Below are 15,314 nucleotides of genomic sequence, written 5' to 3'. Positions count from 1 at the left end.
GATCGGCTCTCCGCCGTGGGTGGCAGCGAGGGGGACGGGTGAGCGGCTCTCCGTCGGGGGCGGCAGCGAGGGGGACGGGTGATCGGCTCTCCGCCGGGGGTGGGGGTGACGAAGTCGGGTGATCGGCTCTCCGCCGGGGGTGAGGCCGAGGGGGCGGGGCATCGGCTCCCTGCCGTGGGGCCGGGGAGGCGGTGAAGCGGCTCCCCGGCCCCACGGCGCGACCGCAGGAGGGCGCGGGTGCTCCCGTGACGTGGGCAGCACCGTCCGTAGCGTGGACCGCCGCCGCATCCGGCCCGGGCGTCCCGTAGATTTCCTGGTGAGGGAGCGAATCGACGCGAGGGGACGGACGGCGACGTGGCAGGGGCAAGGCAGGCCGTGGGCGAGGCCCGCAGGATCGTCGTCAAAGTCGGGTCCTCCTCGCTGACCACCGCCTCGGGCGGCCTGGACGCGGACCGCGTGGACGCGCTGGTCGACGTCCTCGCCAAGGTCCGCAGCGGCGGCGAGCGCGAGATCGTCCTGGTCTCCTCGGGTGCCATCGCCGCCGGCCTCGCCCCGCTCGGCCTGCGCCGCCGCCCCAAGGACCTGGCCCGTCAGCAGGCCGCCGCCAGCGTCGGCCAGGGCCTGCTGGTCGCCCGCTACACCGCCTCCTTCGCCCGCTACGGCGTCCGCGTCGGGCAGGTCCTGCTGACCTCCGACGACATGAGCCGCCGCTCGCACCACCGCAACGCCTCGCGCACCCTCGACAAGCTCCTCGCGATGGGCGCCTTCCCGATCGTCAACGAGAACGACACGGTCGCCACCGACGAGATCCGCTTCGGCGACAACGACCGACTCGCCGCCCTGGTCGCCCACCTCGTCCACGCCGACCTGCTGGTCCTGCTGTCCGACGTGGACGGCGTCTACGACGGTGACCCCGCCAGGCCCGGCACCTCCCGCATCGGCGAGGTGCGCGACCCCTCCGACCTCGCTCACGTCGAGATCGGCAGCGCGGGCAAGGCCGGCGTCGGCACCGGAGGCATGGTCACCAAGGTCGAGGCCGCCCGGATCGCGGCCGCCGCCGGTGTCCCCGTCGTCCTGACCAGCGCCATCCACGCCGCCGACGCCCTGAGCGGCCAGGACACCGGCACCTTCTTCCATCCCACCGGCAAGCGCTCCGCCGACCGGCTGCTGTGGCTCCAGCACGCCTCCACCCCGCAGGGCGCGCTGACGCTGGACGACGGCGCCGTGCAGGCCGTCGTGGAGCGCCGCAAGTCGCTGCTGCCGGCCGGTATCGCCTCCGTCGAGGGCGAGTTCAGCGCCGGCGACCCGGTCGAGCTGCGGGACGGCACGGGGCACGCGGTCGCCCGGGGTCTCGTCAACTTCGACGCCAAGGAGATCCCCCGGCTGATCGGCCGTTCCACCCGGGAGCTGGCCCGCGACCTCGGACCCGCGTACGAACGCGAGGTCGTACACAGGGACGACCTGGTGGTCCTGCACCCCTAATATGCCGAAAGGTCCGCCCCCGGTGGTGGACGTTCCGCAAAACCGCCACACGATCCCTTGCGGCCTGCTCAACTTTGTCTCGGGGAACTGTTCCGCAGCAGCGCCACTGTGCAAAGGAGGCCGTCGTGAGACGAGTGCGCCCGGGGACTCAGGCGTCCCGCGGTGGTGCAGGCTCCCGCGCGGCCGGCGAGGAGCGCGCCCTGACCAGCGTCGCGGCCGGGGACCGGTTCGAGGGCGAGGAACCCGTGGACATCCCACGCCTGTGGCACGTCACCCTCAGCGTCTCCGGCAAGGAGGCCCCGCTCCCGGAGGTCCGGCGCGCCCTGGAGCAGCTCGCCCACGACCACCCCTTCTTCCTGACCAGCCGGTACGCGGTCGACCACGCGGAGATCCGCTACTGGGAGGAGGCGCGCGACCTGCACGACGCGGCCGCCGTCGCCCTGCGCCTGTGGGGCGAGCACCGGCAGACCGCCGGGCTGCCGCCCTGGGAGATCGTCGGCCTGGAGGTCATCGACCGCGCCACCTACCACCAGCGCGTCGCCGAGGGGTACGGGCCGCCGCCGGCGTCCCCGGTCGGCGTCCACCCGTTTTGACCCGTTCCACGAAGTGTCTCGCGCTGTGGAACGAACGATGAACCGAGCCGCCCGGCGCACTACCCTTCCCTCATGACCACGCTCTCTCCGTACGACTCCATGTCCCCGGTCACCGAGGCCGCCTACCGCGCCAAGGCCGCCGCCGCGAGCCTCGCGCCGCTGCCCCGGGCCGAGAAGGACGACGCGCTGCTCGCCATCGCCGACGCGCTGGAGGTCCGTGCGAGCGAGATCGTCGAGGCCAACGCCGAGGACGTCGCCAGGGCCCGCGAGGCCGGCATCAGCGAGGGCATGATCGACCGGCTCACGCTCACCCCGGAGCGGATCCGCGCCATCGCCTCCGACGTGCGCGACGTGGCCGCGCTGCCCGACCCCGTCGGCGAGGTCGTGCGCGGCTCCACGCTGCCCAACGGCATCGACCTGCGCCAGGTCCGCGTACCGCTCGGCGTCGTCGGGATCATCTACGAGGGCCGGCCGAACGTCACCGTCGACGCCGCCGCCCTCTGCCTGAAGTCGGGCAATGCCGTCCTGCTGCGCGGCTCCTCCTCGGCGTACCGGTCCAACACCGCCCTCGTGCGCGTCCTGCGCGACGCCGTCGGCGGCGCCGGACTGCCCGCCGACGCCGTCCAGCTCGTCCCCGGCGAGAGCCGTGACAGCGTGCGCGAGCTGATGCGCGCCCGCGGCCTGGTCGACGTCCTCATCCCGCGCGGCGGCGCCTCGTTGATCAACACGGTCGTGAAGGAGTCCGTCGTCCCGGTCATCGAGACCGGCACCGGCAACTGCCACGTCTACGTCGACGCCCAGGCCGACCTCGACATGGCCGTCGAGATCCTGATCAACTCCAAGGCCCACCGGGTCGGCGTCTGCAACGCCGCCGAGACCCTCCTGGTCCACCAGGACATCGCCGCGGAATTCCTGCCCCGCGCCCTGGACGCCCTCGCGGAGGCCGGGGTCACCGTGCACGCCGACGAGCGCGTCCAGGCCCACGCCAAGGACTCCAAGGCCACCGTCGTCGAGGCGACCGCCGAGGACTGGGAGACCGAGTACCTGTCGTACGACATCGCCGCCGCCGTCGTGGACTCGCTGGACAAGGCCGTCGAGCACATCCGGCTGTGGACCTCCGGCCACACCGAGGCCATCGTCACCACCTCCCAGCAGGCCGCCCGCCGCTTCACCCAGCTGGTCGACTCCACCACCGTCGCCGTGAACGCCTCCACCCGTTTCACCGACGGCGGCCAGTTCGGCTTCGGCGCCGAGATCGGCATCTCCACCCAGAAGCTGCACTCCCGGGGCCCCATGGGCCTGCCGGAGCTGACCAGCACGAAGTACATCGTCACCGGGGACGGGCACGTACGGCGCTGAGCCGTGCCCGCGCGGAGCGCGGAGTATGCGCGGGGGCGCATGCCCGTGCGCCCTCACCCGAATGGCGCAGATGCGCACGGGAGGTGTGTCCGGCGGGGCGTGCGCCGTCCGGCGCCCCGTGGAAGCGTCTCGACCAGTGGATGAATTTCCATACCGTCTGCCCAAATTGACCCCCCAGGTCTACTCTGGATCCGTGCCGGAGGACGTGGGGGGCACGCCGTTTCCGGACGGCCGGGAGCCCGACGACGACCACGACCGCGGGGTGTCGGACGAAGAGTTCGCCTCCGTGGTCTTCGACGAGGCCTTCGTACGCGCGGCCGTGGTGCACGAGCCGACCGCGGTGGAGCGCCTCCTGGCCGCCGCACAGGCCAGAGCCGAGGCCTCCGAGGCCGAGGCGCGCCGCGCCCACACCAGAGGCGAGCGCTACGACGACGGGTACGGCCCGAACCGGCGGGGCGTCTTCGGTCCTGACCCCGGCCTCGACGACCTGGACGACCCCGACGTCCTCGAGGACCACTACGGCGACACCGGACCGTACTCCAGACAGGTGCGCTGGCACCGCCCCGTCGCCTGGCTGCTCGCCCTCGTGATGGGTGTCGGCATGGTCGCCCTGGCCTTCACGGCGGTCTACCGGGGTGCCTCCTCCGAGCGTGAGGAGCCGGCGCCGCCGCCCGCCTCGACCGGGCTGGAACAGGGCAGCGCGGTCGCCCCCTCGGCGTCCGCCGAACACTCCCCGCCGGCCATCTCGGTGATCCCCCGCAGCCCCTGACCGGAACCCGCCCATCTTGGTGAGAACCTGTCAGAACTTGTGGAGCAGCCGGGCGTTTACCCGAGCTTCCGGCGACCTACCCTGAAGATATGGGCGGGCCTGGAAACCCACCTGAGGGGACTCCGGAGGGCGCCCCCGGAGGTGGAGAGGACGAGTACCGATCCGTCGTGTTCGACGAGTCGTTCGTCCGTGCTGCGCGCCTTCAGGAGTTCTCCGCGCAGGAGCGCATCGCCGACCACGCCCCCGCGGTCCGGCGCCGCCCGCCGCTGCGCCGGGGCCTGTCCCGGCAGGCCCTGGTCCTGGTCCTGCTGATCGCGGTCGCCTTCGGCACGGCGATCTACATGGGCGTACGGCACCCCTACCAGACCCCGGCCGCCCGGGAGCCCGTCGAGCCCCTGCGGATGACCGTCATCCCGCTCGCCCCCGAGGGCAAGGTGCCCGGTGCGGCCGACCCCGCCCACCTGTACGAGCACAGCCCCGCCGCACAGTTCCGGACCGGAGCGGAGGGGGTGCCCCTGCCCGCCTCGCGGCGCACCGCGCACTTCTCGGACAGCCAGGTCGTGAGCGCCCTGACCACCGCCAAGGACTACATCGTCCGCTCGGCCCTGGACCCCGAGGTCCTCACGGGCGGTGAGGTGCGTGCCGTCCGCGTGCTGCTCGACCCCGACCAGCTTGACCAGTTCGACCAGAGCTTCGCCCGCCCCACCGCCGACGGACGCCACGCACCCACCGGCTGGCTGGTGCGCTTCGACCCCGCACGCGCCGAGCTCGCCGACCGGAAGGTGCGGGTCCAGGGCACGCTGCAGGCCGCCGAGGCCGACGCGTCGACGCTGGAGGTCACCGCCGACCACACGTTCGTGTACGCGCTGCGGGCGGCCGGGGGCGGCGACAAGGACGAGGTGGCCCTGTTCACACTCCGGCGTGAGCTGCACTTCCGCTTCGACCGCGACGACCTGCGGCTGCACCAGGCCCAGCTCCTGGTCTCCTACGTCCAGGCCGGCCCGCTGTCCTGCGCCGAGGACTCCACGAACCACCTCCGGCCCCTCCTGGCCGGCCAGACGGCCAAGGAGGGCGGCCCCGCGGGCACCGACCCCTACGCCACGGGCGGCGCGACGGCCCTGTGCGGCACCCTGGCGACGAGCGCGCAGCCGAAGGTGTGAGCGCGCAGCAGAGAGTGGGAGAGGGACCCGGGCGCCCCGGACGCGTCGCCCGTGCCTTGCGGTCGAGAGGCGTCATCGCCCTGCGGTTGCTCCCCGCGGCGTGCGGCGCCTAGCGGTCGTCTCGCGGAGCCTCGTCGCCCCCCGGGGAGTCCGATGGGCCCGGCGGGTCCGTGCGGGGCCCCTGGGGCGGCTTCGGGGGCGTGGCCGTGAAGCCGTTGAAGCCGCGGCGGACCCGGTCGCCCAGGTCGCCGGCGCCGCCCGCGAGGTCCGTGACCAGCTTCATCAGCGGGTCCTTGGAGTTCTTCACGTGGGAGCTGTAGTGGTTCGCCGAATCCCGCCAGGAGTCCCGGACCGAGGTGTCCTTGTCCTCGTCGCGCCGAGCGTAGTGGCCGTCCATGATCCGCTGGAAGTCCCGCGACTCCGCCCACTTCTTCAGTTCGGCGGCCCGCACGGTGGTGAAGGGATGGGAGCGGGGCAGCACGTTCAGGATCTTCAGCACGGAGTCGCGCAGGTCGCCCCCGGCCTCGTACTCCTCGGCCTGGGCGAGGAACGCGTCCACGTTCATCTCGTGCAGGTGGTTGCCGCCCGCGATCTTCATCAGACCCCTCATCGAGGCCTGCAGGTCCTGCCCGACCAGCAGCCCCGCGCGGTCCGCGCTCAGCTCCGACTTGCGGAACCACTCCCGCAGCCCGGTCACGATCGCCATGATCGCCAGATTGCCCAGCGGGATCCAGGCGACCCGGACGGCGAGGCTCGTCAGGAACAGCAGGATCGTCCGGTAGACGGAGTGGCCGGACAGCGCGTGACCCACCTCGTGCCCGACGACCGCCCGCATCTCCTCCTCGTCGAGCAGCTCGACGAGACCGGTCGTGACGACGATGATCGGCTCGTCGAGGCCGATGCACATCGCGTTGGGCTGCGGGTCCTGGTTCACGTACATCGGCGGGACCTTCTCCAGGTCCAGGATGTAGCAGGCGTCCCGCAGCATCACGTTCAGGTGGGCGAACTGCTGGTCCGAGACGCGCACCGAGTCGGACAGGAACAGCAGCCGCAGACTGCGCTCGGGCAGCAGACCGCTGAGCGCCTTGAACACCGTGTCGAACCCGCTCAGCCTGCGCAGAGCCACCAGGGCGGAACGGTCGGCCGGGTGCTCGTACGTACGCGAGGAGATCCCTGGGAAGCGCCTGCGCTGCCTGCTCGGCACGCGCTCGTGCCCGTGGTGCTCGTGGCCGTCGGACATGTCTTCCCCCATGCGTCTGGTGTGACCTTTGCGGCCCCTTGTGCGGCCTTTTGCTTCCCCGAGGCAGGGCCCAGCCTAGGCGGAGTTACGGTGGTCGGGCAGTACAGCGAAGGAGACCACCGCCATGCAGCACCACCCCGCCACCGCCTGGCTCGCCGAGGCCGCGAGCGCCGCCGAGGGGCAAGGGGGGCCGGGGATGCTGCGGTACGTATTGCTCGTGATGATCGTGGGCTGTGTGCTGACCGCGTGGTTCCTGCTGCGTGGCTACAGACGCAAGGACGACTGAGACCACGCGAAGGTTCCCCGCCGGGCCACGGGACCGGGCCCGGCGACGGCGCGTGTGACCCCCGCGGCACGAACAGGCGGAGTCGGGGTGATCGCGCGACGGGCGCCCGCTTACGATGAGCCGACGTCTTTAACCCGCCCTCACGCGATAGGTCCTGCCGAAGATGAGCTTCCACAGCACCGCTGCCCAGTTGGTCACCCTCGCCGCCGAGGGCGAGGAGCACGGCGGAAACCACGAGAGCCTCAGCCCCTACCTCACCGGCGGCGCCGCGCTCTTCATCCTGCTGCTCCTGCTGTGGATCACCACCCGCTTCAACCGCGACCGCTGAGACCGGCGGGGCATCCCGCCGAGGATGCCCGGGGGACCACGGGGGCGGCCGGAGCCCTCAGGCAGGGCCGGTAGGGTCTGCACGCATGGGAGAGCAGGACATGCCTACCGGTCCGGCGAACGAGACGCCGCACGACCCGGCACAGGAGACGGCGAGCGGCACCGAGCGGCACTCGGAGCCCCGCCGTGCCTCCGCGACGGCCCCCCGCACCGGCGCCACCGCAGAAGGCGCTGCACCGAGGGGCAAGCGCCGGCTCGGCGTCATGGGCGGCACCTTCGACCCGATCCATCACGGGCACCTGGTGGCGGCCAGCGAGGTCGCCGCCGCGTTCCACCTCGACGAGGTGGTCTTCGTCCCGACCGGCCAGCCCTGGCAGAAGAGCCACCGCAGCGTCTCCCCGGCCGAGGACCGCTACCTGATGACGGTCATCGCGACCGCCGAGAACCCGCAGTTCTCCGTGAGCCGCATCGACATCGACCGCGGCGGCCCCACGTACACCGTGGACACCCTGCGCGACCTGCGCGCACTCAACCCCGACACGGACCTGTTCTTCATCACCGGCGCCGACGCCCTCGCCCAGATCCTCACCTGGCGGGACAGCGAGGAGCTGTTCTCCCTGGCGCACTTCATCGGGGCGACCCGGCCGGGCCACCACCTGGACGACTCCGGACTCCCCGAGGGCGGTGTCTCGCTGGTGGAGGTTCCCGCCCTGGCCATCTCCTCCACCGACTGCCGCGCGAGAGTCGCCAAGGGCGATCCGATCTGGTACCTGGTGCCGGACGGCGTCGTGCGCTATATCGACAAGCGCGAGCTGTACCGCGGCGAGTGAGCCGAGAGGGGCACCGGTGAACGACCGATACGACGCGGGGGCCGCGGACCACGGCGCCGACCAGTACGAGCTCGTCGGCTACGACGGGTACGGCCGGCCGGTCTACCGGCAGGTCCAGGGCGGGCAGCAGACGTACGACCCGTACGCCCAGCAGCACCAGCAGCACCAGCAGGGCTACGGCTACGACCCGTACGCGCAGACGGCGCAGCAGCCTCCGTCCGCGTACGGCTACGGCACGGGCGCACAGCCCGCCACCGACTACGGCACCTACGACCCGTACGGCACCGCCCCGCAGCAGGGCGCCCCCGCACCGGGCGCCCCGCACGACCCCTATGGCCAAGCGAGCGCCGCCGGTGCCACCGGCCGGCAGCCCCGCGTCGCGGAACAGGCGGCCCAGCAGACCGCCCACATCCCGCAGCAGGCCGGTCCGGCCGACGACCGGGAGACTCCCGACGAGCCGCAACGGGAGTACCACACCGAGCAGTTCGCCTTCGTCGAGGAACCGGACGCCAACTCGGAAGACGTCATCGACTGGCTCAAGTTCACCGAGAACCGCACCGAACGCCGCGAGGAGGCCCGGCGGCGGGCCCGCAGCCGGATCGTCGCCCTGGCGGTCGTCCTCGCGCTCGTCGCGGCCGGCGGCGTCGGCTGGCTCTGGTACGCGGGCAAGCTGCCCGGACTGTCCTCCGAGGACTCCAAGGCGGGCTCGGCGACGGCGGCGGGCGCCCAGAAGCGCGACGTGATCGTCGTCCACCTGCACGACACCAAGGGCGGCGGCACCTCCACGGCCCTGCTCGTCGACAACACCACCACCGAGCGGGGCACGACCGTCCTGCTGCCCAACTCCCTCGCCCTGACCAGCGACGACGGCACCACGACGACGCTCGCCAAGTCGGTCGAGGACGACGGCTCCGACGGCACCCGCGACGCGCTCGACACGGTCCTCGGCACCGACATCGAGGGCACCTGGCGCCTGGACACGCCCTACCTGCAGAACCTCGTCGACCTCGTCGGCAACATCGACGTCGACACCGACACCGACGTCCCCGACCCGGCCGCCAAGAAGAAGGGCCAGGCCCCCCTGGTCAGCAAGGGCCGGGACCAGACCCTCAGCGGCAAGATGGCGGTCGCCTACGCCACCTACCGTGCTCCCGGGGAGGCCCAGAACGCCCAGCTGGAGCGTTTCGGGCAGGTCATGCAGGGCGTCCTGCGCAAGATGTCCTCCGATCCGCAGGCCGCCACGACCACCATCCAGACCCTGGCGCAGATCCTGGACCCGTCCCTCACCGACAAGGACCTCGGCACCTTCCTCGCCGGGCTCTCCGACCTCGCCAAGGGCGGTGACGTCAAGACCGACCTGCTGCCCGTCCAAAACGACGGCACGCTCAGCGCCCAGGCGAGCGCGGACGTCGTCAGGAACGTCCTCGGCGGCACCGCCAAGAGCCCCGACAAGGACGCCGCCGTCAGCGTCTCCGTGCAGAACGCCACCGGTGTCAAGGACAACACCGAGAAGGCCCGCGTCGTGCTCCTCAACGGCGGCTTCACCTTCCTGGAGGGCGGCACCGGCACCGCCCGGGCCACCTCCCGGGTCGTGTACGCCGACGCCGCCGACAAGGCGAACGCCGCCGAGGTCGCCAAGACCCTGGGCCTGCCCGCGGGATCGGTCACCAAGGGCAGGATCGCCGCGAGCGCCGACGTCTCCGTGGTCCTCGGCCAGGACTACAAGCCGTCCGCCGGCTAGGTCCTGGGAGCGCGCTCCCCACGTGATCGCCGTTTATCGCGTGGGGGCCCGCGGCGGTCCGTGAGACCCTTGGTGTCAAGTGTCCGCCGACCGAAAGCCTTGCAGTGACCGTGACCGACCGCTCTCACGAGCTGATCAACACCGCCGCCCAGGCGGCCGCCGACAAGCTGGCCCACGACATCGTCGCCTACGACGTCAGCGACGTGCTGTCCATCACGGACGCCTTCCTGCTGGCCTCCGCGCCCAACGACCGCCAGGTCAAGGCGATCGTCGACGCGATCGAGGAGCGTCTCTCGAAGGAACTCGACGCCAAGCCGGTGCGCCGGGAGGGTGACCGCGAGGCCCGCTGGGTGCTGCTCGACTACGTCGACATCGTCGTCCATGTCCAGCACAGCGAGGAGCGCGTCTTCTACGCCCTGGAGCGGCTGTGGAAGGACTGCCCCGAGCTCGACCTGCCCGAGGAGGCCAAGGCCACCCGTGGCAAGGCCGAGGAGCACGCCAAGCTGAGGGCGGCCGAGGAGGAGGCGGAACTGGACGGTGACTGGCGGTGACCTCCTCGCCTGAGGCGTCCGCCAGGAAGGGCCGTGGCCGTCGCATCATCCTCTGGCGGCACGGCCAGACCTCCTGGAACGTGGAGCGCCGTTTCCAGGGCAGCACGGACGTCGAGCTGACCGAGACCGGCGTCGCCCAGGCCCGCCGCGCCGCCCGGCTGCTCGTCTCCCTGAAGCCGGACGCCGTGGTCGCCTCCGACCTGCGTCGCGCAGCCGCCACGGCCGCCGAGCTCGCCGCGCTCACCGGTCTCGACGTCACCCACGACGAGGGGCTGCGGGAGACCTACGCGGGCGTCTGGCAGGGCCTGACGCACGAGGAGATCATCGCCCGGTACGGCGAGGAGTACGCCGCGTGGAAGCGCGGCGAGCCGGTGCGCCGTGGTGGCGGCGAACTGGAGACCGAGGTCGCCGACCGCGCGGCCCCGGTGGTGCTCCGGCACGCCGAGAAGCTCCCCGAGGACGGCACGCTCGTCGTGGTCAGCCACGGCGGCACGATCCGCACCACCATCGGCCGCCTGCTGGGTCTCGACCCCCGTAACTGGGAGAGCCTCGGCGGACTCTCCAACTGCTGCTGGTCCGTGCTCGGCGAAGGCGCCCGCGGCTGGCGCCTGATGGAGCACAACGCCGGCACCCTGCCCGAACCGGTGCTCGGCGACGACGACTGACCCCGGATTTCACTTTCCGGCAGGTCGCAGGCTAAAGTTCTTCTTGTTCGCCCCGCCAGCGGGGAAGGACAGAGGGGCTATAGCTCAGTTGGTAGAGCGCCTGCATGGCATGCAGGAGGTCAGGAGTTCAATTCTCCTTAGCTCCACGACAAGATCCCGTTCCCGGTGTGGGGGCGGGATTTTTCGTGTTCCGGCTTGAGTCACTCGGGCACACTGAGGCGTATACCTCTACGGCCCCGCCGGGTGGCGTGTCCGGACTGGTACTGAGGCGTCGCTGACCGTATTGGCCCGGCCGTGGCAGAATCAAACGGCCGGAAGGGGGCGCGGCCCGACGGGAGGAGTAGCGATGCCTGCGAGCATCCTCGAGGAGGTCGACCACCTCCTCGAAGCAGCGTTCACACGGGACATGTCCACCCGACTCAGCTGCCCTTCCTGCGGTTCCGCGCACGTGGCCCAGATGCTCGGCGACAACGGCGGGATCTCCTACGTGTGCACGGCCTGCGGCCACAGCTGGAGCTGATCGATGGGTGCACACAGGCGGAAGTGCGACTGGTGCGGCAGCGGGACTCCGATCGTCCGCGACATGGAACCGCTCAATCCCGACTACCAGTACTGGTGCGAGGAATGCGCGCGGGCGCTGATCATAAAAGGCGACCCGATCGAGACGTACCGCGAGTTGGAGGGCGAGCCGATCTACGGCCGGCTCCTGGAGGAGCACTGCACGCTCAAGCGGTTCTATTCGTTCGTCACGGCCTGACGCCCGACGCCTCGGAACCGACATAACGGCCATATCGGGCAAGGTGAAACCGATTTGGTGTTGGGCCCTCAGGACCAGTAATGTTGGCGTCGCCGCCGGGGAAACCGGGCGGAACGCAGCGAGGGGCTATAGCTCAGTTGGTAGAGCGCCTGCATGGCATGCAGGAGGTCAGGAGTTCAATTCTCCTTAGCTCCACAGCAGATGAGAAGGCGGGCCATCCGATCGGATGGCCCGCCTTCTTGTCGTGCGCGCCGTGCCCGTCGTGCGTATGCGAACGGCGGGCCCCCCTGAAGGGAAGCCCGCCGTTGCGTCCGCTCAGCGGCCGAGAGCGCGGCGGCCGCGGCCCTGGGAGAGGACCGGGAGATTGCGCGACGGCGCGCCCGCTCCGCCCGACTCCTCGATGCGCAGGGCCAGTGCCGGGCAGCGGCGCACCGCGCGTAGAGCCTTGGCCTCGGCGTACCGCGGTACCTGAGCCTGCGCCACGGTCGGGAAGCCGTCCGCGCCCAGCTGGAACACCTCCGGGAGGATGTCCGCGCACAGGCCGTGGCCCCGGCACAGCGTCCAGTCGACGTAGATCTTCTGACGGCTCGGTCCGTTCTCCTCGGACTCGCCGCCGCCCGGGATGCCCGTAGGGGCCCTGCCGCCCTCGAAGAGCGGCAGAACGCCCTCCACGGGCCGTCCGCAGCCGTTGCCGAGGACATGGGCGGCGAGGTCGTCCGTGAAGGCCTTGATGGTCGACTCGATGAACATCGCGGAGCCGTCCGGGTGCGAGCACGCGCCGCGCCGCTTCACGTTCTTGGCGACCTGCTTGAGCGCCTCCAGGGCGGCGGGGCCACCGCCGTTGAGGATGTCCTCCAGGCCGCGCGCGGCGGCCGGCAGACCGAGGTAGCAGGGCCCGCACTGGCCCGCGCTCTCCTCGGCCAGCCACTGCGCCACCCGCAGCGACTCGCCCAGCGGGCAGGTGTCCTGAGTGATCGGCAGAATCGCGCCGGCGCCGAGCGCGCCGCCCACCGCGTCCAGCGAGTTGCGGGAGACGATCGCCTCGTTGACCGTCGCCGCGTCGATCCACTTGCCGTGGTAGCCGCCGGTGAGCACGCCCTGCGGCACCGGCGGCGCGCCGGCGAGCTGCAGGACGTAGCGCAGCGGCACGCCCGTCGGGACCTCGATCACCATGGGGCGGGCGACCGCGCCGGAGACCGTGAGCATGACGGTGCCCGGCTCGTCGTACAGGCCGGTGTTGCCGTAGCGCTCGGGGCCGATGCGGGCGGCGATCGCCAGCTGGGCGAAGGTCTCGGCGTTGGAGAGCAGGGTGGGTGCGCCGCCGACGCCGTTCTGCGAAGCGCTGACCTTGCGGCCGGGCGGAATGGCCGGGCCGCCGTCGATCGAACGGATCAGCGACGCGGCGGCACCGGTGACCATGCGGACCGGATTGCGCTGGACCCGCGCGCGCAGCGCCGACCGGCGGCCGTTGCTGAGGCCGCGTTCGGCGAGCGCGGCCTCCATGGAGCGCTGGGTCGACTCACGGGTGACCCCCACCACGAGCGTGCGGGCACCCAGGGCCTCGGCGCACAGCAGGGCGCCGTCCAGGATGAGGTGCGGGGCACGGTTGATCAGCACCGTGTCCTTGCGGCAGGCCGGCTCGTCCTCGCTGCCGTTCACGACGACGACCGGCCGGACGCCGCGCTTGATCGCCGCTTCGGCGACCGAGCGCAGCTTCTTGTGGAAGGGGAAGCCCGCGCCGCCGCGGCCCTTGAGGTTGATGCGTTCGGCGAGCTGCGCGAGCTGCTCACCGCCCATCGGCTCGAGCGGCCCGTGCACCTTGAGGTGCATGGGCAGATCGAGCCGGTCGACAAGGTCGAAACCCGACGTGAGCTGGGGAAGACCGACTACGCGGACTTCGGGTACGTCGGGCAGGGCCTCGTTCACTTAAAGCCTCCGGAAGGCGTGTTCCAAGGTTCGCCCGATCCCGGTGCGTCGAAGTCGTAGGACGCACCGGGACGTGTGTCAGTGGCGGGACCGCTGTTGTACGTGTCGTTCGGGTAGTACGTGTCGAAGGCGGCGTTCGTCTCACCCGTGTCGTACACGTCACTCGATCCGTAACCGGCGGTGCCTGGATTGCCATAGGCCGGGATGCTTTGTCCGGTGTCCTGCAGGGGGTCGTAGGGCGGGATGTTGAAGCCCGTGTCCTGGAGCGGGTCGTAGGCGGACGGCGGCGCCTCGCCGACCGGCGGCGGAGAGGGGATCGGCCAGTTGCCCGAGGTGCTGGAGGGGCCGTCCACGGTCGGGATGGTCTCGGTGGGCTGCAGGTCCAGCGGCAGCTGCATGCTGGTGGTCGGCCCGGGCGCGAAGGCCTGGCCCTGCGGAGGGCCCGAGACGGCCCGGTAGGCGGCGGCGAAGCCGTTCGCGGGCTCCTTGGCCGCTGGGCGTTCCGCCTTCTCGTACAGCGGCCCCGACGGGGACGCCGCGGCGCGCGCGGAAGCTCCCCGGCCCTCCTGGTCGCCGAACCCGAAGCCGCCGGCTGCCCGGGCCCGGCTCTCCTCCAGGTCCCTGCGGCCCAGACCCTCGCCGGGTCCGATCATCGAAGCGATCTTGTCGGCGACCCGGCGCTTGACCTGGCGCGGAGCAGCGCGCAGGGCGAGCGCTCCGGCCACGCCGGCCAGGGTCAGGCAGTAGAGGATGAGGAAGACCGGCTTGGCCGCGCGACCCGCGTAGAGCCCGTGGACCAGGGCGGCGCACCAGGCCGGGTAGGCCAGCATGTGCATGGCCCGCCAGCGGGCCGCGACGGGCGCGGGGGAGGCGAAGCGGTTGCGCAGCACGCCGGTGATGCCCACGAAGATCATCAGCATGCCGGCCAGGGTGCCCAGGCCGATCAGGAAGGACCTGCCCGCGACCAGTTCGTCGTCGGTGAACAGCAGCCCGAAGGGGATCACCGCGGCGACCCACGAGGTGTGCGAGAGGGCCAGCTTCACCCCGATGTGCACCAGCAGGAAGGCGATCGAGGCGACGGCCGTGGTCCGGTGCACGGCCTGCGCCAGGATGCGGCGGCGGGCGTCGAGGAGCACTCGGTCCTGGGCGATCAGCCCCCAGATCACCGAGCACGTCAGGGACACGAGGGACAGCACGCCCGCACCGAAGTTGAGGAACTCGGCGAACGAGTCGTCTGCCGTGGAGTCGTAGGGGTTCACGACAAGCCTCCCCACGTCCCGGCGGCCGGGTGTAGGGAGGTGTTACTGCGATGAGGGTTCATGGGGGCAACTCCGAGCGGTTCGGGAAAGCAGCGGTCCCGCTGCCGAACTCTAAGCGGAGTCATACCGATCAGTACGAGGTTTGAGTTATTGCGTTGTTATCAAAGGACAATATGGCTGTGGCGATGTCCCTTAGCAGCTGTTACGCGAAGTAACTATTGACCATGGTTCAGCTTCTCAGGCACCGGACCGCCCCCCCAAAGCGCGTCGCGGCGCGCTGAGAGCCTGCGGTACCCTAGCGCCATGCGTGCCGTACGCCTTCTGCTTAGCGGGCCGCGCTGATCAGTCCCGGCCACCGGAGAAGTCGAG

At 71.4% G+C, this 15,314-nt stretch carries 16 protein-coding genes and 2 tRNA genes; 15 read left to right on the top strand and 3 right to left on the bottom strand.

All coding sequences use genetic code 11. The features are described 5' to 3' along the window. The first annotated feature begins 375 nt into the window (after positions 1-375). From proB to AB0F04_RS04900, 5 genes are all read left to right on the top strand, one after another. The gene (proB, locus tag AB0F04_RS04920; protein ID WP_362038667.1) at positions 376-1,482 is read left to right on the top strand and encodes a glutamate 5-kinase; all 1,107 of its coding nucleotides are present in this window, start codon (positions 376-378) and stop codon (positions 1,480-1,482) included. A gap of 134 nt (positions 1,483-1,616) precedes the next feature. Further along, positions 1,617-2,075: a hypothetical protein gene (locus AB0F04_RS04915; RefSeq protein WP_053669086.1), complete on the top strand. Its 459-nt coding sequence runs from the start codon at positions 1,617-1,619 to the stop codon at positions 2,073-2,075. A gap of 72 nt (positions 2,076-2,147) precedes the next feature. Then, the gene (locus tag AB0F04_RS04910) at positions 2,148-3,434 is read left to right on the top strand and encodes a glutamate-5-semialdehyde dehydrogenase (protein ID WP_053669088.1); all 1,287 of its coding nucleotides are present in this window, start codon (positions 2,148-2,150) and stop codon (positions 3,432-3,434) included. A 166-nt stretch (positions 3,435-3,600) separates the two neighbouring features. Continuing rightward, a complete protein-coding gene (locus AB0F04_RS04905) occupies positions 3,601-4,203 on the top strand; it encodes a hypothetical protein (protein ID WP_362037816.1) in 603 nt (200 codons plus the stop codon). Positions 4,204-4,292: 89 nt separating this feature from the next. Next, entirely contained in the window at positions 4,293-5,363 is a 1,071-nt protein-coding gene (locus AB0F04_RS04900) for a hypothetical protein (protein ID WP_362037814.1), read from the top strand. Positions 5,364-5,472: 109 nt separating this feature from the next. Here the strand turns inward: AB0F04_RS04900 and AB0F04_RS04895 are convergent, their stop codons facing one another. Next, positions 5,473-6,603 (bottom strand): M48 family metalloprotease, encoded by a 1,131-nt coding sequence (locus AB0F04_RS04895; protein ID WP_362038665.1) that lies wholly within the window; start codon positions 6,601-6,603, stop codon positions 5,473-5,475. A gap of 124 nt (positions 6,604-6,727) precedes the next feature. Between AB0F04_RS04895 and AB0F04_RS04890 the strand changes: the two genes are divergently transcribed. The 10 genes from AB0F04_RS04890 (at position 6,728) to AB0F04_RS04845 (ending at position 11,955) form a co-directional block, all read left to right on the top strand. Further along, positions 6,728-6,889, top strand: coding sequence for a hypothetical protein (locus AB0F04_RS04890; RefSeq protein ID WP_362037812.1), 162 nt, complete (start codon positions 6,728-6,730; stop codon positions 6,887-6,889). Between the two features lie 163 nt (positions 6,890-7,052). Next, positions 7,053-7,217 carry a hypothetical protein gene (locus tag AB0F04_RS04885; protein ID WP_094057638.1) on the top strand — a complete coding sequence of 55 codons (165 nt, stop codon included), beginning with the start codon at positions 7,053-7,055 and terminating at the stop codon, positions 7,215-7,217. Positions 7,218-7,302: 85 nt separating this feature from the next. Then, positions 7,303-8,046 (top strand): nicotinate-nucleotide adenylyltransferase, encoded by a 744-nt coding sequence (gene nadD / locus AB0F04_RS04880; protein ID WP_362037809.1) that lies wholly within the window; start codon positions 7,303-7,305, stop codon positions 8,044-8,046. Between the two features lie 16 nt (positions 8,047-8,062). Further along, positions 8,063-9,787, top strand: a complete 1,725-nt coding sequence (locus AB0F04_RS04875) for a LytR C-terminal domain-containing protein (protein WP_362037807.1) — start codon at positions 8,063-8,065, stop codon at positions 9,785-9,787. 104 nt (positions 9,788-9,891) lie between these two features. Then, positions 9,892-10,338, top strand: a complete 447-nt coding sequence (rsfS, locus tag AB0F04_RS04870; protein ID WP_053669099.1) for a ribosome silencing factor — start codon at positions 9,892-9,894, stop codon at positions 10,336-10,338. Then, positions 10,335-11,003 carry a histidine phosphatase family protein gene (locus tag AB0F04_RS04865; protein ID WP_362037805.1) on the top strand — a complete coding sequence of 223 codons (669 nt, stop codon included), beginning with the start codon at positions 10,335-10,337 and terminating at the stop codon, positions 11,001-11,003. The genes rsfS and AB0F04_RS04865 overlap by 4 nt, the downstream gene beginning before the upstream one ends. A 73-nt stretch (positions 11,004-11,076) precedes the next feature. After that, positions 11,077-11,149: transfer RNA gene (locus AB0F04_RS04860), tRNA-Ala, on the top strand. A gap of 200 nt (positions 11,150-11,349) precedes the next feature. Further along, on the top strand, positions 11,350-11,523 hold the full coding sequence (locus AB0F04_RS04855) for a hypothetical protein (RefSeq protein ID WP_104780615.1): 174 nt from the start codon (positions 11,350-11,352) through the stop codon (positions 11,521-11,523). 3 nt (positions 11,524-11,526) lie between these two features. Then, entirely contained in the window at positions 11,527-11,760 is a 234-nt protein-coding gene (locus tag AB0F04_RS04850) for a hypothetical protein (protein ID WP_019523121.1), read from the top strand. Between the two features lie 122 nt (positions 11,761-11,882). Continuing rightward, a tRNA-Ala gene (locus AB0F04_RS04845) sits at positions 11,883-11,955 on the top strand. Between the two features lie 120 nt (positions 11,956-12,075). Here the strand turns inward: AB0F04_RS04845 and AB0F04_RS04840 are convergent. Both AB0F04_RS04840 and AB0F04_RS04835 read right to left on the bottom strand, forming a co-directional pair. Beyond that, complete coding sequence (locus AB0F04_RS04840) at positions 12,076-13,686, bottom strand: NADH-ubiquinone oxidoreductase-F iron-sulfur binding region domain-containing protein (RefSeq protein WP_362037802.1); 1,611 nt, start codon at positions 13,684-13,686, stop codon at positions 12,076-12,078. Then, a complete protein-coding gene (locus tag AB0F04_RS04835) occupies positions 13,683-14,945 on the bottom strand; it encodes a ferric reductase-like transmembrane domain-containing protein (protein WP_362037800.1) in 1,263 nt (420 codons plus the stop codon). The genes AB0F04_RS04840 and AB0F04_RS04835 overlap by 4 nt, the downstream gene beginning before the upstream one ends. Positions 14,946-15,314 lie beyond the last annotated feature (369 nt).

It is taken from the genome of Streptomyces sp. NPDC029041, assembly GCF_040637515.1.
Taxonomy (GTDB): domain Bacteria; phylum Actinomycetota; class Actinomycetes; order Streptomycetales; family Streptomycetaceae; genus Streptomyces.
Note: the sequence above shows the minus strand (reverse complement) of the source record. Positions and strands in the feature narration are given on the sequence as shown.